General features: G+C 60.3%; 22 protein-coding genes. 11 read left to right on the top strand and 11 right to left on the bottom strand.

From position 1 onward, the window contains the following. Window positions 1–2 precede the first annotated feature (2 nt). A complete protein-coding gene (locus ACIQUG_RS21965; protein WP_402324093.1) occupies window positions 3–992 on the top strand; it encodes a GlxA family transcriptional regulator in 990 nt (329 codons plus the stop codon). Between the two features lie 166 nt (window positions 993–1,158). Here the strand turns inward: ACIQUG_RS21965 and ACIQUG_RS21960 are convergent, their stop codons facing one another. Then, window positions 1,159–1,851, bottom strand: coding sequence for a DUF899 domain-containing protein (locus ACIQUG_RS21960; protein WP_402324092.1), 693 nt, complete (start codon window positions 1,849–1,851; stop codon window positions 1,159–1,161). Between the two features lie 348 nt (window positions 1,852–2,199). On the opposite strand from ACIQUG_RS21960, the gene ACIQUG_RS21955 reads away from it, so the two are divergent. Both ACIQUG_RS21955 and ACIQUG_RS21950 read left to right on the top strand, forming a co-directional pair. Further along, window positions 2,200–2,616 carry a hypothetical protein gene (locus ACIQUG_RS21955; protein WP_402324091.1) on the top strand — a complete coding sequence of 139 codons (417 nt, stop codon included), beginning with the start codon at window positions 2,200–2,202 and terminating at the stop codon, window positions 2,614–2,616. A 122-nt stretch (window positions 2,617–2,738) separates the two neighbouring features. Continuing rightward, entirely contained in the window at window positions 2,739–2,933 is a 195-nt protein-coding gene (locus ACIQUG_RS21950) for a hypothetical protein (RefSeq protein ID WP_402324088.1), read from the top strand. 663 nt (window positions 2,934–3,596) lie between these two features. Here ACIQUG_RS21950 and ACIQUG_RS21945 read toward each other — a convergent pair. Both ACIQUG_RS21945 and ACIQUG_RS21940 read right to left on the bottom strand, forming a co-directional pair. Beyond that, window positions 3,597–3,863, bottom strand: a complete 267-nt coding sequence (locus ACIQUG_RS21945; RefSeq protein WP_402324086.1) for a hypothetical protein — start codon at window positions 3,861–3,863, stop codon at window positions 3,597–3,599. Continuing rightward, window positions 3,860–5,665 (bottom strand): chloride channel protein, encoded by a 1,806-nt coding sequence (locus ACIQUG_RS21940; RefSeq protein WP_402324621.1) that lies wholly within the window; start codon window positions 5,663–5,665, stop codon window positions 3,860–3,862. Before ACIQUG_RS21940 ends, ACIQUG_RS21945 begins: the two co-directional genes overlap by 4 nt. Window positions 5,666–5,810: 145 nt before the next feature. On the opposite strand from ACIQUG_RS21940, the gene ACIQUG_RS21935 reads away from it, so the two are divergent. After that, window positions 5,811–6,251 (top strand): MarR family winged helix-turn-helix transcriptional regulator, encoded by a 441-nt coding sequence (locus ACIQUG_RS21935; RefSeq protein WP_402324085.1) that lies wholly within the window; start codon window positions 5,811–5,813, stop codon window positions 6,249–6,251. Window positions 6,252–6,495: 244 nt separating this feature from the next. Beyond that, window positions 6,496–7,686 (top strand): glycosyltransferase family 4 protein, encoded by a 1,191-nt coding sequence (locus ACIQUG_RS21930; RefSeq protein ID WP_402324084.1) that lies wholly within the window; start codon window positions 6,496–6,498, stop codon window positions 7,684–7,686. A gap of 54 nt (window positions 7,687–7,740) precedes the next feature. On the opposite strand, the gene ACIQUG_RS21925 is transcribed toward ACIQUG_RS21930, so the two are convergent. The 4 genes from ACIQUG_RS21925 to ligD are packed head-to-tail and all read right to left on the bottom strand — an operon-like array spanning window position 7,741 to window position 11,228. After that, window positions 7,741–8,022 (bottom strand): DUF4334 domain-containing protein, encoded by a 282-nt coding sequence (locus ACIQUG_RS21925; RefSeq protein WP_402324082.1) that lies wholly within the window; start codon window positions 8,020–8,022, stop codon window positions 7,741–7,743. Then, entirely contained in the window at window positions 7,986–8,156 is a 171-nt protein-coding gene (locus ACIQUG_RS21920; protein WP_402324081.1) for a GXWXG domain-containing protein, read from the bottom strand. Before ACIQUG_RS21920 ends, ACIQUG_RS21925 begins: the two co-directional genes overlap by 37 nt. Before the next feature lie 19 nt (window positions 8,157–8,175). Beyond that, entirely contained in the window at window positions 8,176–8,589 is a 414-nt protein-coding gene (locus tag ACIQUG_RS21915) for a DUF4112 domain-containing protein (protein WP_402324080.1), read from the bottom strand. Then, window positions 8,586–11,228, bottom strand: a complete 2,643-nt coding sequence (ligD, locus tag ACIQUG_RS21910; RefSeq protein WP_402324079.1) for a DNA ligase D — start codon at window positions 11,226–11,228, stop codon at window positions 8,586–8,588. The genes ACIQUG_RS21915 and ligD overlap by 4 nt, the downstream gene beginning before the upstream one ends. Before the next feature lie 482 nt (window positions 11,229–11,710). Here ligD and ACIQUG_RS21905 point away from each other — a divergent pair, with 482 nt between their 5' ends. Together ACIQUG_RS21905 and ACIQUG_RS21900 are read left to right on the top strand one after the other, a co-directional pair. Further along, window positions 11,711–12,031 (top strand): hypothetical protein, encoded by a 321-nt coding sequence (locus ACIQUG_RS21905; protein WP_402324078.1) that lies wholly within the window; start codon window positions 11,711–11,713, stop codon window positions 12,029–12,031. A gap of 39 nt (window positions 12,032–12,070) precedes the next feature. Further along, on the top strand, window positions 12,071–13,165 hold the full coding sequence (locus ACIQUG_RS21900; protein WP_402324619.1) for a YihY/virulence factor BrkB family protein: 1,095 nt from the start codon (window positions 12,071–12,073) through the stop codon (window positions 13,163–13,165). Window positions 13,166–13,453: 288 nt separating this feature from the next. Here the strand turns inward: ACIQUG_RS21900 and ACIQUG_RS21895 are convergent, their stop codons facing one another. Together ACIQUG_RS21895 and ACIQUG_RS21890 are read right to left on the bottom strand one after the other, a co-directional pair. Beyond that, a complete protein-coding gene (locus ACIQUG_RS21895) occupies window positions 13,454–13,690 on the bottom strand; it encodes a hypothetical protein (RefSeq protein WP_402324076.1) in 237 nt (78 codons plus the stop codon). 503 nt (window positions 13,691–14,193) lie between these two features. Next, complete coding sequence (locus ACIQUG_RS21890; protein WP_402324075.1) at window positions 14,194–14,454, bottom strand: hypothetical protein; 261 nt, start codon at window positions 14,452–14,454, stop codon at window positions 14,194–14,196. Window positions 14,455–14,756: 302 nt separating this feature from the next. Here ACIQUG_RS21890 and ACIQUG_RS21885 point away from each other — a divergent pair, with 302 nt between their 5' ends. Both ACIQUG_RS21885 and ACIQUG_RS21880 read left to right on the top strand, forming a co-directional pair. Further along, on the top strand, window positions 14,757–15,251 hold the full coding sequence (locus ACIQUG_RS21885) for a ferritin-like domain-containing protein (protein WP_205239790.1): 495 nt from the start codon (window positions 14,757–14,759) through the stop codon (window positions 15,249–15,251). Between the two features lie 133 nt (window positions 15,252–15,384). Next, entirely contained in the window at window positions 15,385–15,864 is a 480-nt protein-coding gene (locus ACIQUG_RS21880) for a pyridoxamine 5'-phosphate oxidase family protein (RefSeq protein WP_192448904.1), read from the top strand. Window positions 15,865–15,989: 125 nt separating this feature from the next. Here the strand turns inward: ACIQUG_RS21880 and ACIQUG_RS21875 are convergent, their stop codons facing one another. Then, window positions 15,990–16,565 (bottom strand): hypothetical protein, encoded by a 576-nt coding sequence (locus ACIQUG_RS21875; protein WP_402324073.1) that lies wholly within the window; start codon window positions 16,563–16,565, stop codon window positions 15,990–15,992. Window positions 16,566–16,689: 124 nt separating this feature from the next. Continuing rightward, a complete protein-coding gene (locus ACIQUG_RS21870; protein WP_402324072.1) occupies window positions 16,690–17,241 on the bottom strand; it encodes a YidB family protein in 552 nt (183 codons plus the stop codon). Between the two features lie 684 nt (window positions 17,242–17,925). On the opposite strand from ACIQUG_RS21870, the gene ACIQUG_RS21865 reads away from it, so the two are divergent. Beyond that, window positions 17,926–18,996: an HlyD family secretion protein gene (locus ACIQUG_RS21865; protein WP_402324071.1), complete on the top strand. Its 1,071-nt coding sequence runs from the start codon at window positions 17,926–17,928 to the stop codon at window positions 18,994–18,996. Continuing rightward, on the top strand, window positions 18,996–21,782 hold the full coding sequence (gene rbbA / locus ACIQUG_RS21860) for a ribosome-associated ATPase/putative transporter RbbA (RefSeq protein WP_402324070.1): 2,787 nt from the start codon (window positions 18,996–18,998) through the stop codon (window positions 21,780–21,782). Before ACIQUG_RS21865 ends, rbbA begins: the two co-directional genes overlap by 1 nt. Window position 21,783 lies beyond the last annotated feature (1 nt).

Below are 21,783 nucleotides of genomic sequence, written 5' to 3'. Positions count from 1 at the left end.
AAATGTCGTATTTTCTGCCAATGCATCGTCTCACCTTCGCCGTCTATCCCGGCTTCGAGCTGCTCGACACGGCCGGGCCGATCTCGGTTTTCACCGGCGCCAACCGCGCCCTTGGCCATAGCGGCAAGCCGCCCTTCTATACGGTCGACCTGGTATCGCCAGCGGGTGGAACGGTGACGAGTAGTAGCGGTATTGCCGTGCTTACCCGAAGCTTGGAGGCGTGCGCCCGAGAGGGGGTCGATACGCTTCTTGTCGCCGGCGCCGAAAGGGAGCATCTGCTGCCGGTTCTGGCAGACCCCGCCTGGCAGGCCTGGCTCCCGGAACTTGTCGGCAAGGCGCAACGGTTCGGCTCTGTCTGTTCGGGGGTGATCGTCCTTGCAAGGCTCGGACTGCTCGACGGGCATCGCGTCGCCACCCACTGGGATGCCTGTGGCCCGCTCGCGGCAACTTTTCCAGCCATCAGCGTTGATCCGGACGCGCTTTACGTCGTCGACCGCCGGCTATGGACCTCCGCAGGCGTGACGACCGGCATTGACATGGCGCTCGCCATGGTCGCGCAGGATGTATCGGCCGACATTGCCGGCGAGGTTGCCAAGCGGCTCGTGCTCTATGCACGCCGCCCCGGCTACCAGTCGCAGTTCAGCCCGCTACTTCACGCCCAGGTAAAGGCCGACAGTCCTTTTGCGGACCTGATTGGGTGGATATTGGCTAACCTCGGTTCGCAGCTGGATGTTCCAAGGCTGGCGGAGCGTGCCGGGCTCAGCGAGCGGACGTTCCATCGAAGATTCGTTGCGGTCATCGGCCAGTCCCCGGCCCGCTTCGTCGAAACGGCCCGCCTCGATGCCGCGCGCATGCTGCTTTGTCGGGGACTTTCCTTGAAATCGGTGGCGGCCGAGGTCGGCCTTTCGCCCGCGACACGCTTCTGCGAAGCTTTTGAACGGCGATTCGGCATCGCTCCGCGCCTGTTTCGCGAGATGCATGCGGAATTTTGACCACTCGGAGCATCGGGGAATGCCCATAAGGATCTACAAGCTCACCGGCTGAGAGAACCAGGATTGGATTGGGCGGGGCTCAAAGCAAATTGCCGGAACCCGCTAGGGATCCGGCAACCCACCATATTCTCACAAACCGGTAGCTATGCTGTGTCTCGGGAGGCGGTCATGAGTATCGATCATGGTGACGCACCCATTCCATCCCCTCGGCTTCGTTACGGCCTTTCGCCATGAGATCGAGAAGGGCATAGGTACCCATCATTACCTCTACGCCGCGACCGAAAGTGGAGTAGGTGTGGAAGACGTTGCCGGCCTCGTCCTTGAAAAAGGCGCTGAGGCCCGGCCATTCCTCGCCCAGCTCGCTCCATTGCCCGAAATTGTAGTCGATATGCCCGCTGGCGACCTCCTCAGGCGTGAAACTGACCCGAAAATCGAAGTTGAACGGGCTGCCATTCGAAGACACCCAGCGGAACCGCCACCCCATGCGTTGGCGAAAGGGCTCGATCTCGGCAAGTGGGGCCCGAGAAACGGCGATCATGGTTACGTCATGCGGGGCCAGGTGCATGTTCATACCATCGGTATGATCGGCCATGAAAGAGCAGCTCGGGCAGCCTTGCTTCCATCCCGGCGCGAACATGAAGTGTTGCACCAGAAGCTGAGATCGTCCCTCGAAGAGATCAGCCAGCGTGCGAGGGCCATCGAGCGTATCGAACACATATTCCGTCTCGATGCGCCTCCATGGGAGCTCCAGCCGCTTTCGAGCGACCTCATCGCGATGACGCGTGAGCTCCTTTTCCGCCTTCAGCAAGTCCCGACGGGCGGCTAGCCAGTCATCATGCGAAACGGCAGCGTGTTTCATTGTCAGTCTCCTCGGGTTGGGACGAAATAGTGCCGCGCGCTGTGGATATGCTCAGCCACGGCGGCAGGTGAAAAAGGCTCCTAGGGCTCAGGAAAGCGGCCAAGCGGAGCATATGAACACCCGGCGGGTGAAGCAGGCTGTCGGGGCCAAGGTTGCGCTCGTAACGAGGCCGAGCCGTCCGGCGAGGCTATCCACCCGCTTGAGCACCGATGGTGCCGTTTCTGCGAACTTCGGCATGTCCTTCCTCCATATCGTTTCCAGCGATTGTGGCAGGAAGAGGCTATCGCGAGTGGAGGACATGGTAGGAGTTACAAGTATGGCGGGATCCGTACGGACGCGCTGATTATCGTGGCAATGCGGCCCCTTTTTTTCCGCCGAGAGCCGGTCCGCGCTGACAAGGTGGTGTTGTGCAGGCTCATTGCCATTCCGATCGCAACGCTGGACACCAATGCTGTTCTGCCGTTTTTGAACATGCGCGAGATGGACCTGCAGGTCCGTGTTTCGGAAGTCGCATACGAAGAGACGGTTACTTCATTTCGAACCAAGATGGTGAAGGCCCTGATTGAAGTCGCGAATGGGCTCTCATCCAGGTCAGCCTTGTCCCTCCAGCACCAGCACCTCAAAAAGGCGCTCGATGCACGCAAACGCGCGGAAGCACTCTACGAGACCCGATATCGTGCGGGAGCGATCGCGCTGCGCCCGCTGCTCGACGAGCACGCGAAAAGCCAACGCGCTCGCGGAGGAACGGAAGAGGTAACCATATGAAGGCTTCGCAAGCTCGCACGCTGTCGAAATACGACAGCTGCCGTATGTCAACGGCTCGGCGATCGTCCTAGGCCAAGTCTCCCCGCTTAGAGCCGGGAGATTTCGAACGAAGGAGACGACCAATGAAGATCATGATAGCCGCCGCAGCGTCGCTCGCGATCGCGGGCTCTGCCCTTGCTGCTGTACCGTCCACGACCGTCGAGCAAAAGCCCTCGCTAAAATCGGTCGGCCAAATTGACCTTGCCTGGGGACCAAACCGCAGCGGGAACAAAGCACCATCAACAGGCAAAATCTCGAACGGCAAGACGTTCGGCTGATCGGGCTTGAAAGGGCGGCTAGGGCCGCCCTGAAATTTTGGCATTGTTTTGCCGATGCCGGTATCCCCGCGATGCAAGTAACGGAACGGAGACGAGCGAAACGTCAGGAAGCGCGACGGTTTGCCTTTTCCTGCATGAGCGTCCCTTTACAGTACTTCGATCGTGGCTGCTTGCGCGGCAAGCCGGTAACATAAAGCGGCATGGCGTTGGATGCCGATGCCGCCCAGGATCTGTTCGAGCCGCTGGGATCGCTAGATTTGAATGGTTGCCGGTGACGACGGCGAGCCCGCCCGCCGCGTCAGGGTTGCGTTAGACATTGCTGCCAGATCTCGCAAACATCGCGGACTGGCGGAGGGCCGCGGCGTGTACACCGAGCCGAACCGCGAGGAACCAGCCTGCAACGTGATTGCGATCAGAGCCAGCTCCGTCCGTCAGGGGCACTGCACCCATACGGTGGGAGCTCCCCTTCGAATCTCGATTGCATTTTTCGGCAGCCCCAGCTTCTCAAGGGGAGAGGCATGTAGCCATTCAGCGCGATTCCTACTTCGTCATAGGGACTATCACCCAAGGCGACATACATGTACCACCGCCCACCAATCATCACCGCCATCGCAACGGAAACGAAGATAATGACCTGAACTAACTTCTTGATATTATATCTCCTTACGCGTTTGGAGCAGCCTTGTATTCGTTTTGTATCTGCCAATCAAGGCCATCGACGACGCGCCTTCCGCAGCCACGACCAGATGGCCAGGCGAGCGTGGCACCGATCTGCATCGCCGCCTGAGTGCTGTGAAATTCTTGTGGCGCCTGGCGCCGGCGCGAGGCGTGTTGTTTGGTTTTGAACGGATCGAAACCTAGGCGGAAAACGGTGCCGGAACTCAATCGGCAGACGCAACTCCAATCCTTGTCTTCGACCGCACCGTTCAAATCTCCCAAAACGCCTTGCGAAGAAAGGGACGTCGTTCCAGTTCAGCGGATTTATGGGCCTGCCTGAGGCGAAGCAGGTCCTTGCGGGCGACAAGGCCGAGCAAGGCTCCCGATACCGGATCGGTGATCGGAATCCTCGCTGCATCGGTCGAAATCATGATGTCCGCGATGTGACCAACGGTGTCGTCGGGATGCCCGATCGGGATCGAACTGTCCGACACCTTGTCTGCCAACAGGTCAGTTCCGATTTCCGGACCTCTCCGCCACCTAAGCGCATCTGCACGCGAAACCATGCCGACAAGGACCCCACCCTCGTCAACCACCGGATAGGTCCGGTGAGCATCGTCCGCAGCGGCAAAGTGTGCGCACACTTCCCGCACCGACATCGTCGCCGGCAACGTAGCGACGGTGCTGACCATGATGTCGCGAGCCCGCGCGAACTCGAAGGGATCGACGCCGTATTCACGGCTGATGTGCTGGCCTCTCCGGGCAATTTTCTCTGTCAGTATCGAGCGCCTCAAAAGAAGCACGGTCACTGCATAAGCGGCAACCGTGGCCGCCAGCAAGGGAATGAGCGTGTTGAGATCGCCGGTGATCTCGATCGCGAAGAACGTTCCCGTCAGCGGCGCACGCATCGTGCCCCCCATCATTGCCGCCATGCCGAGGAGTGCCCAGAAGCCAGGATCTCCGGGAAGCAACAAGCCTATCAACCATCCTAGTGCGCCTCCGAGGATCAGCAACGGAGCAAGCACACCCCCTGACGTACCGGACGAGAGAGCGATCAGCCAGATCGTGGCCTTGACCAGGAGAATGGCGACCACCGTCGATGCGGGCAAGCTGTTTTCCAGCAATCCCTCGATAACGTCGTAACCAACACCGAGAGCATGGGGTTCGAGAAGGCCACCGAGCCCGACGGCAAGACCGCCCAGCGCCGGCCACCACATCCAGTGGATCGGCAATCTCTCGAACAGATCTTCGATCTTGTAGAGCAGGGTCGTCAGCAGACCCGATTGAAGGCCCGCAACTATCCCCACTCCGGCACAAAGCATAATCCCCCACCAGGGAAGGTCGGTCCGGAAATGCGTTGGAAAAAGCGGCCCAGCGACGAACAAAAGCGGTCGCCACGAGATGGCGACACAGGCCGAGACTGCAACGGGGATAAAGCTGCGGGGCTTCCATTCAAACAATAGGAGTTCGACCGCGAGCATGACGGCTGCGATGGGTGAACCGAAGATTGTCGTCATGCCGGCCGCCGCCCCTGCCACCAACAGCGTCTTTCGCTCCGCTGCGCTCATGTGGAAGAACTGGGCAAAAAGCGAACCGATGGCGCCACCGGTCATGATGATCGGCCCCTCTGCGCCGAACGGGCCTCCCGTGCCGATCGAAAGGGCTGACGACAGCGGCTTCAATACGGCAACCTTTGCCGACATCCGGCTGCCGCCGATCAAGATGGCCTCTATCGCTTCCGGTATGCCGTGCCCCCGGATCTTCTCCGACCCGAAGCGGGCCATCAGGCCGATGACGAGGCCACCCACCACCGGGATCAACACCATCCAGGGTGAGAAGACGACGTCGGCTATCCGCGCCTCCTGCGTGCTCACCCGCCCGAGCCAGACGACGTTGGTGACAAGGGATATTAGATTGACGAGGAACCAGGCCGCGAAGGCGCCGCCGGTTCCAACGATAAAGGCCATCCCGACCAGCAGGAGAACACGCCGGTCGGTGGTGAAGTCGCCTGCTTCGCGGCGAGCAAGACCGCCCATGAAATCGTGCGGATGCGGACGGGAGAGTGGCGGTGACATCGGAAACCTGTGTGACGGCTGAAGGGAAGCGCGATCGCTCGCAGGGCAGATATATCGTAATACGACATAAATCAAGCCGGTGTTGGCAGCTTGGCCCGCGAGCGCTATGGACATAACCCGTGAAACACTCCTGGTGCCAAAGTCTGTGACCAAGAAACAAGACGCACTCACCGATGCCGATTACGAGGCTCTTGCCAACCTGCGCTACATCCTGCGTCGATTCACCGATTTTTCGGCGTCGGCTGCGCAGCGAGAGGGGCTCCCAACTCAGCAGCATCAGGCCCTGCTGGCCATCAAAGGCCATCGCGGCGAAACCCCCATGACAGTCGGGATCTTGTCCGAGCGCCTCGTCGTCGCGCGGCACACCGCATCCGAACTCGTCGAACGGCTCGTGGGGGGCGGCTATGTTACGCGCGAGACCGATGCGCACGACAAGCGACGTCAAACGCTCGCGCTTACCGCCAAGGCCGAAGACGTCCTTACACGGTTGAGCGCCATTCATCGCGCTGAGATCCGTCATATGGCCCCGCGCTTGATAGAGCTGCTCGGCGATCTCCAGACGAAAGGTCCGGTTTCCAAGCCCTGACCGCTTAACCGCCGACAGCTTTCCAAGCCCAGCGACCGCGATCCGTTTGTTCCATCTCTTGATCGCAGGCAACGAAAGCGAACACCGCTTTATTTATATCGTCTTACGATATATATTGTATCGTGCGCGATTGTCGTGGTGACCCGGACTCGTCGCGGCCGCTTGTTCCAGAAGCGCGTTTGCAACACTGCGACAGCCCGATTGCCCGAATTTAGGAACTGAAAGAGGGAGGTGGGAGGCAAAATTGGATCCGGGTAAGGGTGCCGACATCGTCGGAGCGGCCGGCATCGCCGGCGCGCGCATTACCATCATCGTTTCAGCCCTCGGCGCCGGTGGCACGGAACACGTCGTCAGCCTTGTTGCCAGCCATTGGGCGCGGCTCGGTTGCGCCGTCACGGTGATTACTCTCGAAGCCCCGGCCTCAGAACCCTACTACAAGCTCGATCCGCGGGTTGCCCTCAGGCGGCTCGACGTACCGGTGCGGATGGCCTCGAAGATAAACGCTGCGTGGTTGGTGATCCGGCGGCTCCGTCTCCTGCGCTCGGCAATCCGCAGCTCCCGTCCCGATTTCGTCCTGAGCTTTCTCACCCGAACGAACGTACTGACGCTCCTGGCAACCAGTGGCCTTGGCCTTCCGGTCATCGTGTCCGAGCGCAACAATCCGGCGGTGCAGCCCTTCGGCCCGATTTGGAAATGGCTGCAGCTTCGCCTTTATCCGCGCGCATTTGCGCTGGTGACGATGACCAAGGGAGCGCTCGACTACTTCTCGCCTGATGTCCGCCGCCAAGGAAGAGTGATCCCCAACGCCATCGACCTGCCCGCCGGCTGGAAAAACAGGCGCGGCAACAACAAGCTCACCGCCGTCGGCCGCCTGACCCGGCAAAAAGGCTTCGATATGCTGCTGGAGGCCTTCGCCAGGATCGCCGACCAGCATCCCGACTGGAAGCTCGTTATTTGGGGCGAAGGCGAAGCAAGGACGGAGCTTGAAGCCCAACGCGATGCGCTGGGGCTGACCGACCGGGTGGAGATGCCGGGTCTCACGCAAAGGCCTGGCCTCTGGCTCGAAACCGCCGACGCCTTCGTTCTCTCATCCCGCTACGAGGGCTGGGGTATCGTCCTGCTCGAAGCCATGGCTGCCGGCCTCCCGGTCGTTTCCTTCGCCTGCGACTGGGGCCCGACTGACATGATCGCGGACGGCGAGGATGGCATCCTCGTGCCGAGCGGCGACATCAAAGCGCTCGCCGACGCCCTGTCCGACGTGATGGGCAACAGCGCGCTTCGAACCCGCCTCGCCGCGAATGCGCAGGCCAACGTCCGACGCTACGACGCAAAACACGTCCTCTCTCAATGGGACGCCGTGGCGTTAGCGGCGCTGGAACACTTCGGCCCGCGCAAAAAGCCGGTAAAGCCCTATCCTGCCGAGGCAGCAGGCTAGACAGTCTGGGTCGCGGTGCCGGCGAAGCAATCACATCGGCGAGATGGATCAATCTCATTCTCGAAGAAGTTTAGCCGATCGTCCGTTGATAAACATCGCTCCCATAACATGGTTGTCGTCGATCCCACGGATGTGGTCGAGGACAGGCTGATCGTCGTAGACCATGGCGGCGCTGGCGACCCCGTCGAACGGTCGTGTTGTCAGTGAGGCGACCGTTCGCCCGCAAGCGACGCTGAAGGTGGAGAAAAGATTTCGCGCGACCCGCGTCGTGCCGAGGCCGTAAAAGCCAAGCGCCAGTCTTAGGGTACCTTCTTGGCATCCATCGCCGCCAGCCACTGCTCTCCAGTCCAGAACAATAGCGCGTCCGCCCGCAACTCCGGGGTGAACCGTTTGCCAAACCAGCCACGATTTTCCAGTACACTATCGAAGGGATGGCCGGAGGTTTCCAAAGGACGATCCGTCCGCGTCACGCCGCACACCTCACCATTTCTATCGTTCAAGTTCGGCGTGATCGAGACCGAAATGATCCAGCATGAGTTGCAAGTTGCGACGGTTGGATTTGAAATAGACGTCAAAGACGTCGCCGAGTACGGGAACGCTGCCTGCGGCCGCGTCCAGAACGACATTGATCAACATCTTGAGAAGCTTGTCGTTCGGCACTCCGAGGCGTCGCGCCTCGTTGACGATGAAGAGGCTGACTGCGGCCGCGCCGAAGTCGCCGATGCCGGGGATCAGGCCGATGACGGCGTCCGCGCCAAACGAGAAGCGCGTGCCCGGAATCCGCAGCGCCGTGTCCATCAACCGCGCGAGACCACGGATCCGGCGAAGCCTCGCCAATCGATCGATTGCAATATCCTGCTCCGCGCGATCAAGCGCTGGCGAATTCTGCCGGGATCCAATCATGCCGCAGCCTTCTGTTTGCCCAACCGCTTGATCGCCTGCTCCAGCTGTCGCTCACCGTCGCAGTAATCTTCCCATGCGCTTGTCTTTTCGAGCAGCGCCGGGACTGTGCGGACCGTGAACCGTTTGGGGTCAAGATCGGACTTCACCTGGGTCCAGGTAAGAGGCATGGATACGGTGGCACCCGGCCGCGCCCGTGGCGACAGCGGCGCGACAGCCGTCGCCATGCGATCGTTGCGCAGATAATCGAGGAAGATGCGCCCGCCCCTCAGGCTCTTTGCCATCTTTATGAGAAAGAGGTCCGGATTGTCGCGGGCCATCGCCTGGCACACATCGTGGGCAAACCCCTTGGCCTCGGCCCAGGAAAGCGGCTTGCGGGCATTGACGGCTAGCGGCGTCACGACATGCAGCCCCTTGCCGCCAGTGGTCTTGCAGAAGCCGACCAGTCCGAGATGGTCCAGCCGGTCGCGCATCTCGCGCGCGGCCGCCACGACGGTCGAGAACGGCACGTCCGGCCCGGGGTCGAGGTCGAACACCAGGCGGCCAGGCACGTCAGGTTTACCCGGTTCACAGTTCCAGGGGTGCAGTTCGATCCCGCCGATCTGGGCGATGGCGACGAGACCCTCGATGCGGTCGACTTGAAGGTAGGGTTTCTTGTCACCGTCCACCTTGACCAATTCCAGCAGGTTCGAGGTGCCCGGCATGGCGTGTCGTTGAAAGAACTGTTGGCCGCCGATCCCATCTGGCGCGCGGATGATCGAGCAGGGACGCCCCTTCACGTGTTCGATGAGCCAGGCACCAACGGCCTCGTGATACCGGGCGAGGTCCTCCTTGGTGATCGCGTTGCCGTCGCCGCCAGCATCCGGCCACAAAGGCTTGTCAGGGTTGGAGATGAGCACGCCCATAATTGCTTCTTTTGTGCCTTTGCGGCGCGCGGGCTTTACCTTTGCAACCGCGGCTGGTTCTGGGGTCTCTGTCGTTGCCGGTGACGCCGGCTTTTCGGCTTCCACCTCCGCGGCCGGCTTGTCTTCCCGTAGACCCTTAAACGCGGCCTGGCGAACAAGGCCATCGGCAGTCCAACCAGCGAACTCGATCTCCGCAACCAGGTCAGGCTTCAGCCAGACGACCTCCTTTTCCTTCTTCGGTGCGGCGTTGCCGGTAAAGGGCGACGTTGTCGTCTCGACGGCTTTCATCTTCGCCAACAACTTTGCGACTTTCCTAGCACCAAAGCCCGTGCCGACCCGGCCGACATAGACGAAATGCGCACCCCGATTGATGCCGACAATCAGCGAGCGGAATTTACCGTTCGTCGTGGCATAACCGCCGATGACGACCTCATGGCCCGCCCGACATTTCGACTTTGCCCAGGTTTCTGCGCGCCCTGACCGATAGGGCGCGTCAGCCTGCTTCGAGACGATGCCTTCCAGCGACAATTTGCAGGCCGAGCGAAGAACCGCGTCACCGCCGGTCTCGAAGTGCTCGACGAAGCGCAGGCGCGGATCGTCGGCTCCACCGGCAAAATGCTCGTGCAGCCGACCCTTGCGGTCTGTCAGAGGCTTATCCCGCAAATCGTCGCCGCCATCGAACAACAGATCGAACGCGAAATACACCAGGTTGGCCGTGGTGCCTTCCGAAAGCGCGGCCTGGAGCGCTGCAAAGTCGGGAGCCCCATTGTCATCGAGCGCGCAAATCTCGCCATCAACGATACAGTCCGGAAGCGCGGCGGCGGCCTTCGCGATTTCGGGATACTTTGCCGTCCAGTCGAGACCCTTGCGGGTTTTGAGTGTCACCTTGCCGGAGACGACCCTCATCTGAATTCGATAGCCATCGAACTTGATCTCGTGCACCCAGTTTTCGCCGGTCGGCGGCCGCTCCAGCGTTCGGCAAAGTTGCGGCGGGATGAAGTCCGGCAGATCGGCGGCGGCCGATATCATGGTATCCTTGCGCGCCTTTACCTTGCGCGCATCGGCGGCGAGACCCTGCCTGCTATCCCACACAGCGTCCGCTTCGACGTCGCCGCTGGCCGTCATGAACGGTTTCGGCTTGCGCCCCTTGCCAGCGGCGATCTGTTCCATTGTTCGCGACGAGGCAACCGAGGTCGTGTTGTCGTCGAGAATCGCGGCACCGTTTTTTTCGACGGAGTGTGCGTCATGGTGCTTGATGAGCAGCCAATTGGTCCGCTTTCCACCGTCGCGATCGTGACGCATCCGAACGAGGACGAAGCTGCCGTGCAGCCGCTTGCCGTGCAGGGCGAATTTCAGATCGCCCTTCTTCAGTGCTTCTTCGGGCGACTTGTTGCCCTCGGGCTCCCAATAGCCGCGGTCCCAAAGCATAACCGTGCCTCCGCCATATTGGCCCTTCGGGATCGTGCCCTCGAAATCGCCATAGTCGAGTGGGTGGTCCTCGACTTCGACGGCAAGCCGCTTGTCCTGTGGATCGAGCGACGGGCCCCTCGTCACGGCCCAGGATTTGAAAGCGCCATCGAGTTCGAGGCGCAGATCGTAATGCAGACGGGTGGCGTCGTGTTTTTGGATAACAAAGCGAAGCCGGTTCGACGGCTTGACGGCGGCCAAGCCCTCCGGCTCCTGCGTCTGCCTGAAATCGCGCTTCTTTTTATACGTTGAGAGCCTGTCAACGGCCATCTTCATCCTCGTCGCCAGCACATGGATCGATAGAAAACCCTCTGGGGAGCATAGTTGTTCCAGCCCGTCCGCAGATGCTCGGTTGGCCGCGACGTTGGCGTTTGCCTTATCGAGCTGCACGACTACGCAGGCGGAATTTCGCAACGACCCGGCGCGCGTGAACAAGTCCGTGCTCTGTCCGAGGTTTCCTGCAGAGTTCAGATTCACGCGGTAGAAGTGTGTCGACTTGTCAGGGACTTTCCGGAGAAGGGCGAGCGCACGTGAAGCAGCACGGCGTGTGCCGAACCGTCACGACGCAAAGCAGGTAACTGCGCCGACAAGACGATCACGGGGACCTGACGGCCGCATGGGAATCGTCGACCGCTCCCGTCGGGCCGCATCCGCACAACAATCAATCGGGTTTCATCGCAGCCGAGAAAAACGGCGGCGGAACAATGGCCGTCCTCCGCGGTTGACAGGGATCTCAAGGAGGACTGAACGACATGACGGATCCGGCACGCGAACCAGCAGACGATCAACCACCGGAACTGGCTGGCGAGACAGATCAGCTAACCGAGGCCGATGACATTTATAAGCCCCCCTATGACGCGAGAGAGGCCGAACTGGAGGCCTTGCGTTCTGACATGAACAAGCTTCGCACCGAACTGGCCGAGATCGCCGCCGGCACTTCAAGGCTGATCATTCTGGAAGCTGATGCGGTCAAGCAGATGGCGGAGACCAGGATTAGGCCTCACCTTATTCCAGCTCTGGTTGCGGCTGGGATCGTCGGGTATGTCTGGAGCGCGTTTTTGCGGCCGCGATGAGACGCCGAACTCGACCGAAAAGGACAGTTGCCTTTGTCGATGCGTTCGAAATCCCCGAGCAGTGATCGTCAAATAGCCCTCGGCGTTTGCGTGGTCGCTGCGATCGGACTTTGGCTGCTTCAAGTGAACCGAGAAACCCAGAGTGCTTTGCGGAGACGTGCTCTCGATCAGCCAGGTGAAGCAATCGGCGAAGATCGCGGTAGAAACGCTGACGTCCCCGAGGAAATTCCATCAAAGGGGCTCTACGACGTAGCGTGGCGGGTGGTGCACGAAATACTCAAAGACCGAGTGGCGTTTGTTGCCGCCGGCGTGACCTTTTACATACTCCTGGCGCTGTTCCCGGCTTTGGGAGCGATCGTCGCACTTTACGGGTTGCTCGTCGATCCGGTCGATATAGCCGACCACTTACGAACGCTTGCGTATGTTCTTCCACCGGGTGCTTTCGACATTCTGGCGACACAACTGCTCACGCTTGTGCACATGCGTGACGCGACTTTGAGCGTTACATTCTTCATCGGCCTCACAATTGCTCTTTGGAGCGCGCGAAACGGTGCGCTCGCGCTCTTCGATGCCATGAACGTCGCCTATCAGGAGGTCGAGAAGCGTGGATATTTCCGGCTCAATCTTGTTGCCATCGCATTTACGCTCTGCGCGATCGTGGCGATTGTCCTGATGATTGGTATTGCCGCCGCGTTGCCAACGGTCCTTAGAGTTACGTCGTTTGATCCGACAGACGAAACCATGATCCTGCTCACGGGCAGGTCGCTTGTGGTCATTGCGGCTTTGATAGGCTCGGCTGTGATTTATTGGGTCGGCCCCAGTCGGCAGCCGGCGAAAATCCGCTGGCTGACCTGGGGATCGGTCTTCACGACAGCCACCTGGGTCGCAATGTCTCTGGGCTATGCTTGGTATCTCGACAATCTTGCTAACTATGCCGCCAGTTACGGTGCGCTCGGTGGGCTCGTCGGATTCCTGATATGGCTCTGGCTATCCGTAGCGCTGTTGATCGTAGGAGCCGAGATCAATGCCGAACTTGAGCATCAGACCGCAAGGGACTCGACGACCGGTACGCCCCTTCCGATCGGTTTTCGCGGCGCACACATGGCTGACACGATCGGCAAAGCGGCTAAGTGACCATTCCTAACGCTCGGGTCGATAGACAAAACTGAGCTCGAAGATGTCTCATCAATCAGATCTAGCGTGACGGCGATCGAAGGGGAGGCCTCCTTCGAGACGTCAAATCACCTGTGAGGCTGGCCAGCATCGCGAGGCTGGAAAATCGAGACCCGAGAAAATCAGGACGGTTTCGGCCGCTCAGGGCGCCAGACATGCTTCTCACCTGCTCGAAAAGGAAAGGCCCCGCCGTGAGCGACGAGGCCATACTGATGTTGTCGAGGCTTTACGCGGTGAACGCGTCATTTGCTACTCGGGAGGAGGGAGGTCGTCCGGATCGTCGTCGTCTGGATCATCCAGGTCCGCCTCCTCGGTCTCGGCGAATTCGTCGTCATCCTCAGGATCATCGAATTTCGGCGGTGGGTCGCGTGGCTCGCGCAAGTCGCCTTTGCCGAGCGGGCTATCGTCGGGGTAATCGGTCGGCTCGCGTCCGCCTGCTGTCGACGTATTTGCGATGTTCTCGCTGTTACCGTCTAGATTGCGCATCACCGTTCTCCTTGCTTATGCTTTCGCCTATCTCTGAAGGCGTTCCATTTTTGCGAGGACATCCAACGCGCACGAGAATGCGGCCGGCGCCAGCGATATCTTCGGCAATGCCGCGGACGAAATCGTCCGCACCTGAGTGGCTAACCTGGCCCTCTATGACCACGGATGTTCCAAGCACTCTGAAGCAGAGATTTTCCGTGTCGAAGGGCGCTTGGCACGCTAGAGCAAATTTGATCGAGGCGATGAGCCCCGAGACGTCCGCCCCTCCGCCGCCCCGGTAATCGAATTCAGGTCGAATGAAAACCATAGAAACCTCCTGTTCGGAGTCTCAACTCGCCTTCACGGACCTTGTTCCTTGTCGTATTGCTAATTTAATGGCGCCGTTCATTGCGCCAAACAAAATGGCCTCCAAAGGACGACTAAGAAGCGCGCCGCCCATGCGGAACTGCGGCTAAGGCAACACCGCGCGCGCGATTTTAGAGGTCGGATGGCGAGCGGGGCGCTCAATGAAGGGGAGCCTTGGCCTTCCGAATGATGGCACCCGCCCCTTCTTCGAACATTTTCTCCTTGGCATTGAGCATGAACCACCGGTTATGCGCCAGTTCGATCAGCGCTTCGGCGACCTCGCGTTCGGTCCAGCCCGCCGCCTCGCCATACTCGGCCACCGACTGGAAAACATCTTCCATCGCCAACTGACACTCTAGGTCTCGGTCTGGATACGAACCCGTCCGTTTTGACGACAGGAATCTTGGATGCTTTGCCATGACGGACCTCCTTGGATCCGCAGTAGAACGCACTAAGCTATCCGCAAGCTTTCGCTAAAAACGCTTGTGACTTCTCGCGGTTCCATGCGTCGTTGCGGCAAAGCCGAAACAGCGGAAGAACCGCGGCTGCCTGCCCGCCAGACTTGTCCTTTTCAGGTGGGCCGAGTTCCACGTTGCTGCCGCTCAATCGCACGGGCTCAGTCGAGCGAGTATCAGGCTGTCCGAATGCGCCACAGGAGAAGTGGAACGATTTCTCCGTAAAACTCTTTCTCTCCTGCATTCACCTGCCAAGGAGAGAACCATTGAAATCGCTGGCTGAAATTTTCGAGCATACACTGCAGGATATCTATTTCGCTGAGAACGCCATCACCAAGGCGCTTCCCAAAGTTGCTAAGGCTGCCAAAAGCGCCGAACTGAAAAAAGCAGCCGAAGAACACCTCTCGGAAACCAAAGACCAGATCAAGAAGCTGGAGCAGGTTTTCAAGTCGATCGGCAAGACGGCGTCTGGCGAAAAATGCGACGCCATCGAAGGGCTTATCAAGGAAGCCGACGGCTTGATGAAAGAGGCCGAAGGAACAGCTCTCGACGCCGGACTGCTGGCCGCTTGCCAAGCTGTCGAACACTACGAGATCGCGCGCTATGGCTCGCTTCGTGAATGGGCCAAGGATCTCGGTCATGATGAGGCTCACAAGCTTCTGAGCGAGATCCTTGACCAGGAGAAGGCCACCAACAACAAGCTCACCAACCTGGCCGTGACGTCGATCAACAAAACATTGAAGCGATCCAAGGCGGCCTAAGTCGCCAAGCGGCGGCCGCGTCCATTAAGTGGCGCGGCTGGCGGCGGGGCGGCCACTGCAGCCCCCGCGCCGGCGAGCGGCCGGTTTCGTGAAACCTCATTCTGCAGCGGCGTTCGTCAAAGGAGAAAAGCGCATGACTTACATTGAGGACGACGGCGAGGTCTGGGACCTTGCCGAAAAGATTGGGTTCTGCATGCTCACTACTCAATCCGGAGGGGAACTGAAGGCACGGCCAATGTCGGCGCACATCGAGCGGGTTGAGAACGCCTTGTATTTTTTGACGGACATCAAGGGCCACAAAGATGACGAGGTCGCACAGCACCCAAATGTCTGCCTGGCGTTCGCAGACACGAAGAAGCAAAAATATGTGTCGATCTCGGGCGTGGCCGAAGTGCAAAATGACCGCGAGAAGATCCGCGATCTCTGGTCTACCCCTGCCAAGGCGTGGTGGGATAGCCCCGACGATCCGTCCATTCGCATTCTCAAAGTCACACCTCGCTCTGCAGAGTACTGGGACAGTCCCGGCACTGTGATCAGCTACATCAAGATGGCGGCGGCAGCCGTCACCAGTGCCAAACCAGACATGGGAGAGAACGCCAAGGTTCGGATGTAGGCGGGGTGGGCCGGATGGAAAGTAGGCGCGGCGGATTGGTTTGTACCCGTCGGTGTGAAACTCGATTTCGTACCGCATCTGATAGCGAAGGATTGCGCCGCCTCCGTCGAAGCCAACACCGTTAATCAGCCCTTCGATGGCGACCAACGGAAATGTCGCCAACGTTCAACCTGAGAGAGGTCCGGTCCCGTCGAGCGGTAACGCAAGGCAGAAAAGATGCCGAACCACACCGGCGGAAACGCGACGGCGGAGCGCATCTGCGCCACTGCCGCAATTGGTGTCGCCGCGGGGCTGAGATCGTATGACACGGCCATCGTTCTCTCGATCGTCACCTTCGTAACACCGAAGGTTAAGAAAAATTTCAACTCACCGAGAAACGAAACCCTGACGCCGCTGGAAAAGGAGGGAAATAGCGTCATGGATTGCGGTAGCGGGAGAGCCGCCAACCCTAAGCTGCGCGACCCAGAAAGTCCCGCGGCAAGAGCAAGAATGTTTTTCCCTTCAACATAAACCGCCTGCTCGGGACCGCCATGATATTTTCGATTACAAACGGCCTCGTCGGCAAGACCCTCCTTCCCGACGAGGACCGTCTCGCTCGTTGGGTTCTTGTTGATACCGGTTTTTGCTTTCTTCCCGGGTCTTCCTTCGGGTTTGCCGATGCAAACCGCCAACACCCTTAGATCTCGCGTAGCGACCTCCATGTAAGAGCCAGCTTCCCCTTTGGGCGTACTACTACGGTTGGGTTGAACTTCTTTTGAAGCAGCATTGGCGCAAGTGCTTCTTCGGCCGTTCAAGCATCCCTACCTTCTCTGAACGTCCCCACAACTATATGAGCTGTGACTTCCCGGACGTGTCGGAGCGCGGTTCGCCGGTCACCTCATCCGCGTCCCTCGGCAACTCACCGTTCGGAGTGAGATCATCGACGGCGGTCGGGAGTTCGCGACTTAAACGGCTCACGATTTCTTCGCGCGACAGCCCTGTTCGTGCAGCCAGGTCGTTGAGCACTTCGGGGCCGAGGACCTCGGAGAGCTCGGTCTCGGCAACCGGCTTATTCTCGCCGGGTCGGACCCAAGAATCAGCCGTTTCGGCCTGCCCCTTCTGCTCAAACTGTCGGAGCAACTCTCCAAGGCTTCCCGCTAGCCCCCCGCCCGAGGCCGCGCCACCAAGCAGGCCTCCGAGCCCGCCCATGCCCGATTGGCCGCTGCCGGCCAACCCCCAGAGCAAATCGCCCAAACCTCCTCCGGTTTGCGATTGTCGATCAGGCTCCGGCTGTGATGGATTCCTCAGACCATTTAAGAGTTCGCCGATCTTGTCCCGGTTTTGGTAACCGGCGACGGCCAGCACGCCCAAGAGGGCTTTCAATGCATTGCTCACCATAGCGCATCTCCCTGACATGTTGATGCTTGATGTTGCGGCCCTTAAACAGCCGCTTCGCTCGAACTGTTGCAGTTGTTGCTCTGTGCCGCTCACCCAATCTTCCGCCCTTTGAGTTCTCCTGCAAGCGATGTCCGCAAGGCGTCCATGATGTTCACCACGTTGGAGGATGACACGCGAGTCAATGGCGAGGGCTTGGAATCGTTCCCAGCTAAAATAATTTATTTTCAGAGCCTTGAATCGGTTACATAAATCACTGTCGCACGTTTTGCGAGAATGAGGTCCGCTAGCCATCACCGCGGCTTTCGCACGATGTCCCAACCTGATCATCATCACCTCGGCGATCAACCATTTGATGAAGTACGAGACTTCTTTCCGTCGCGGGCTGAATTCAGGCCGCGACCATCTGCGGAACCAAGTCCACCGAGCACGCGTCAAGCGCGTCGGAGGCGGAGCGCCCGCGAGGTCGCGCCAGACCGCCCGTCGAGCTTGCGCTTGTTTTGGAACCGGCGCCAAGGCGGCTCGCCGGCAATTGACATGAGTCAATGCAGCATTCCCTCCTTCGGGTTTGTTTGGGCGATCCTTTCGCGCCGCAGTGCGCGGTCGCTGCACCAGGGGCTTATCCTCGGTTGTGTTTGAGTGGCCGCGGACTATTCTCGTGGTCTGTTGTGATGGTGGAACGCTAAAATGGAAAAAGCCCGGAAGAATTGGTTTCTAGTCGGTCTGGTTACTCTGGCACTCGTGGGCGGCTACTATGCCTGGCAAAACATGGATCGCAATGCACTGCCAGCAGGGATTGCGAGCGGCAACGGGCGCATCGAGGCCGTCGAGATTGATATCTCGACCAAGACGGCGGGCCGGATCAAGGAAATCTTGGTGGACGAGGGTGACTTCGTCAGTGCCGGCCAGGTGCTCGCCCAGATGGATACCGTGCAATTGGAGGCGCACCAGCGCCAGGCTGAAGCGCAGCAGCAGCGTGCGATCATCAGCGTCGAGGCGGCGAAGAACCTTGTAACGCAGCGCGAAGCCGAAAAGGCGGCTGCCGTGGCTGTCCTCGCGCAGCGGCGCGCGCAATTGGACGCCGCCGAGCGGCGCCTTGCCCGCTCCGAGCAACTGGTAAGATCGAACACCGTTTCGCAACAGGTACTCGACGACGACCGGGCGACCGCCGAGGGCGCGCGCGCTGCCGCCAGTGCCGCGGAAGCTTCACTTGCCGCGTCGAATGCGGCCATCAATTCGGCCAAGTCCCAGGTCGTCGATGCCGAAGCCGCAGTCGAGGCGGCTAAGGCGTCGGTTGAGAGCATCATCGCCGACATCAACGACAGCACCCTAATCTCGCCGCGCGATGGCCGTATCCAGTATCGTGTGGTCCAGCCCGGCGAAGTGCTGGCAGCCGGCGGCCGCGTGCTCAATCTCGTCGATCTCGGCGATGTCTACATGACATTCTTCCTGCCGACGGATCAGGCTGGCCGCCTGTCAATCGGGAGCGATGTCCGGCTGGTGCTGGACGCCGCGCCGCAATACATCATTCCCGCCAAGGTCTCCTATGTCGCCGATGTCGCGCAGTTCACGCCGAAGACCGTGGAGACCGCCGAGGAACGGCAGAAGTTGACCTTCCGCATTAAGGCGCAGATCCCGAAGGAACTCCTGAAGAAATACATCCGCATGGTGAAAACCGGTCTTCCGGGCGTTGCCTATGTGAAGGTCGATCCGAATGCAGAGTGGCCGGCGAGCCAGACCGGCACTCTGGTGCAGTGATGGCCGCCCCGGACCGGGCCGGCGCGCAGCCGGCAGAGCCCGTGGTTCGCTTGAGCGCTGTGACTCTTTCCTTTGGGAAGACAAAGGCGCTGGACGAGGTGACGCTGGATATTCCGTCGGGCTGCATGGCCGGGCTGATCGGACCGGACGGCGTCGGGAAATCGAGCCTGCTGTCTCTCGTTGCCGGCGCCCGCGCCGTGCAGGTGGGCCGCGTCGAGGTGCTTGGCGGCGACATTGCCGATGCCGGCCATCGCCGCCGGACCTGCCCACGCATCGCCTATATGCCGCAGGGTCTCGGCAAGAACCTCTATCCAACGCTTTCCGTATTCGAGAATGTCGACTTCTTCGGCCGGCTCTTCGGCCATGATCGCGAAGAACGCGAAAGGCGGATCAAAAGCCTGCTCGAAAGCACCGGGCTTGCTCCCTTCGCGGCGCGTCCCGCGGGCAAGCTCTCCGGCGGCATGAAGCAGAAGCTCGGGCTTTGCTGCGCGCTGATCCACGATCCCGATCTCCTGATCCTCGACGAGCCGACAACGGGCGTGGACCCTTTGTCGCGACGACAGTTCTGGGAACTAATCGACGACATCCGCGCTGAGCGGCCAGGCATGAGCGTCATCGTCGCGACCGCTTACATGGAGGAGGCCGCCCGCTTCGACTGGCTGGTCGCAATGGATGCCGGCCGGGTGTTGGCGACGGGCACGCCCGATCAACTCCTTGCAAAGACCGGGGTCGACACGCTCGACGCTGCCTTCATCGCGCTCCTTCCCGAGGAGATCCGGGGCGAGCACCACGACGTCGTCATCCCGCCGCGTCCCGAAGGCGCGAGCGACGACATCGCCATCGAGGCGAACAACCTTACCATGCGCTTTGGCGATTTCGTCGCCGTCGACAATGTCAGCTTCCGCATCGGCCGTGGCGAGATCTTCGGCTTCCTCGGTTCCAACGGCTGCGGCAAGACGACGACGATGAAGATGCTGACGGGCCTGCTTGCCGCCAGCGAAGGTACGGCAAAGCTCTTCGGACGCGAGGTCGACCCGCGCGACATGGAAGTGCGCCACCGCGTCGGTTACATGTCGCAGGCCTTCTCGCTCTATACCGAACTCACGGTGCTGCAGAACCTGGAGTTGCATGCCAAGCTGTTCGGAATGGCAGCGGACAGCATTCCCAATCGGATCGAGGAACTGGCAAAGCGCTTCGATCTCTCGGACGTGATGGAAGCCTTGCCGGATGCCTTGCCGCTTGGCGTGCGCCAAAGGCTGTCGCTTGCGGTCGCGCTGATCCATTCACCCGATATCCTCATATTGGACGAGCCGACATCCGGCGTCGATCCCGTGGCGCGCGACAGTTTCTGGCAGATCCTCGTCGATCTCTCCCGCAACGACCAAGTGACGATCTTCATCTCCACCCACTTCATGAACGAAGCGATGCGCTGCGATCGCATGTCGCTGATGCATGCGGGCAAGGTGCTCGTCAGCGATACGCCGGCCGGCATCATGAAGAGCCGTTCCGCCGTGACGCTGGAAGAGGCTTTCATCGCCTATCTGGAGGAGGCGATCGCCGGGCCGAAACAGCCGGTGCCCGCAGTGGTCAGGGCCAAGGCACCGATGGAGCCGGTCGCCAAGCGGTCCAACGAGACGACACGACCGCCGAAATCCGGTTTTTTCGACGTCGGGCGGATGTTCAGCTATACCCGCCGCGAGGCCCTGGAACTGGTGCGCGATCCCATTCGCGCGACGCTTGCCACGATCGGCACGGTCATCCTGATGTTCGTCATCGGCTACGGCATCAACATGGACGTCGAGGACCTGACCTTTGCGGTGCTCGACCGTGACCAGACGACGACCAGTCGCGAATACATTCTCGAAATTGCCGGGTCGCGCTACTTCATCGAGAAGGATCCGATCACCGACTATGCCGATCTGGACCGGCGCATGCGCAACGGCGAACTAAGCCTTGCGATCGAGATCCCACCGGGTTTTGCTCGGGATGCGGCACGCGGCGACACGGTGCAAATAGCCGCCTGGATTGATGGCGCGATGGCGAGCCGGGCCGAAACGGTCAAGGGCTACGTGCAGGGACTGCACGCCCATTGGCTGACCGGCAAGGCCCGCGAACGCTATGGATCGGCAGGAACCACGGGCGCCTTCAAGATCGAAACGCGCTTCCGCTACAACCCTGATGTCAAGAGCATCGTCGCCATGGTGCCGGCGGTCATCCCGCTGCTACTGATGCTGATCCCGGCCATGCTTTCGGCGCTCAGCGTCGTGCGCGAAAAGGAGCTGGGGTCGATCGTCAATCTCTACGTCTCGCCGGTGACGCGGCTCGAATTCCTGATCGGAAAGCAGATCCCCTACATCGCACTGGCGATGCTCAACTTCGTATTGCTCACGGCATTCGCGATCTTCGTCTTCCGGGTGCCCTTTACCGGCAGCCTGCTTACCTGGACGGTCGCGGGGTTGATCTATGTCTCGGCGGCAACGGCCATGGGGCTCGTTATCTCCACCTTCATGTCGAGCCAGATCGCCGCGATCTTCGGGACGGCGATCCTGACGCTCATTCCGGCGATCCAGTATTCCGGCATGATCGATCCGGTGTCGTCGCTCGGAGGCGCGGGCGCCTTCATCGGCCAGATCTATCCGACCACGCATTTCATGACGATTGCCCGCGGCACTTTTTCCAAGGCGCTCGGCTTCGCCGATCTCGGCGGTGCCTTCGTGCCGATGCTGATCGCGGTGCCGGTGCTGCTGGCGATCGGCACGTTCTCCCTCAAGAAGCAGGCGAGGTAGC

This window comes from Ensifer sp. NPDC090286 (assembly GCF_044769565.1).
Taxonomy (GTDB): Bacteria; Pseudomonadota; Alphaproteobacteria; order Rhizobiales; family Rhizobiaceae; genus Ensifer.
The sequence above is the reverse complement of the archived record's forward strand: the minus strand, read 5'-3'. Positions and strand labels throughout refer to the sequence as shown.

Excerpts from the sequence above, each read along its gene's own strand:
- ACIQUG_RS21965 (WP_402324093.1), top strand. The coding sequence starts at position 3 with ATGTCGTATTTTCTGCCAATGCATCGTCTCACCTTCGCCGTCTATCCC.
- ACIQUG_RS21960 (WP_402324092.1), bottom strand. The coding sequence starts at position 1,851 with ATGAAACACGCTGCCGTTTCGCATGATGACTGGCTAGCCGCCCGTCGG.
- ACIQUG_RS21950 (WP_402324088.1), top strand. The coding sequence starts at position 2,739 with ATGAAGATCATGATAGCCGCCGCAGCGTCGCTCGCGATCGCGGGCTCT.
- ACIQUG_RS21940 (WP_402324621.1), bottom strand. The coding sequence starts at position 5,665 with ATGTCACCGCCACTCTCCCGTCCGCATCCGCACGATTTCATGGGCGGT.
- ACIQUG_RS21915 (WP_402324080.1), bottom strand. The coding sequence starts at position 8,589 with ATGATTGGATCCCGGCAGAATTCGCCAGCGCTTGATCGCGCGGAGCAG.
- ligD (WP_402324079.1), bottom strand. The coding sequence starts at position 11,228 with ATGGCCGTTGACAGGCTCTCAACGTATAAAAAGAAGCGCGATTTCAGG.
- ACIQUG_RS21905 (WP_402324078.1), top strand. The coding sequence starts at position 11,711 with ATGACGGATCCGGCACGCGAACCAGCAGACGATCAACCACCGGAACTG.
- ACIQUG_RS21900 (WP_402324619.1), top strand. The coding sequence starts at position 12,071 with ATGCGTTCGAAATCCCCGAGCAGTGATCGTCAAATAGCCCTCGGCGTT.
- ACIQUG_RS21895 (WP_402324076.1), bottom strand. The coding sequence starts at position 13,690 with ATGCGCAATCTAGACGGTAACAGCGAGAACATCGCAAATACGTCGACA.
- ACIQUG_RS21890 (WP_402324075.1), bottom strand. The coding sequence starts at position 14,454 with ATGGCAAAGCATCCAAGATTCCTGTCGTCAAAACGGACGGGTTCGTAT.
- ACIQUG_RS21880 (WP_192448904.1), top strand. The coding sequence starts at position 15,385 with ATGACTTACATTGAGGACGACGGCGAGGTCTGGGACCTTGCCGAAAAG.
- ACIQUG_RS21875 (WP_402324073.1), bottom strand. The coding sequence starts at position 16,565 with ATGGAGGTCGCTACGCGAGATCTAAGGGTGTTGGCGGTTTGCATCGGC.
- ACIQUG_RS21870 (WP_402324072.1), bottom strand. The coding sequence starts at position 17,241 with ATGGTGAGCAATGCATTGAAAGCCCTCTTGGGCGTGCTGGCCGTCGCC.
- ACIQUG_RS21865 (WP_402324071.1), top strand. The coding sequence starts at position 17,926 with ATGGAAAAAGCCCGGAAGAATTGGTTTCTAGTCGGTCTGGTTACTCTG.
- rbbA (WP_402324070.1), top strand. The coding sequence starts at position 18,996 with ATGGCCGCCCCGGACCGGGCCGGCGCGCAGCCGGCAGAGCCCGTGGTT.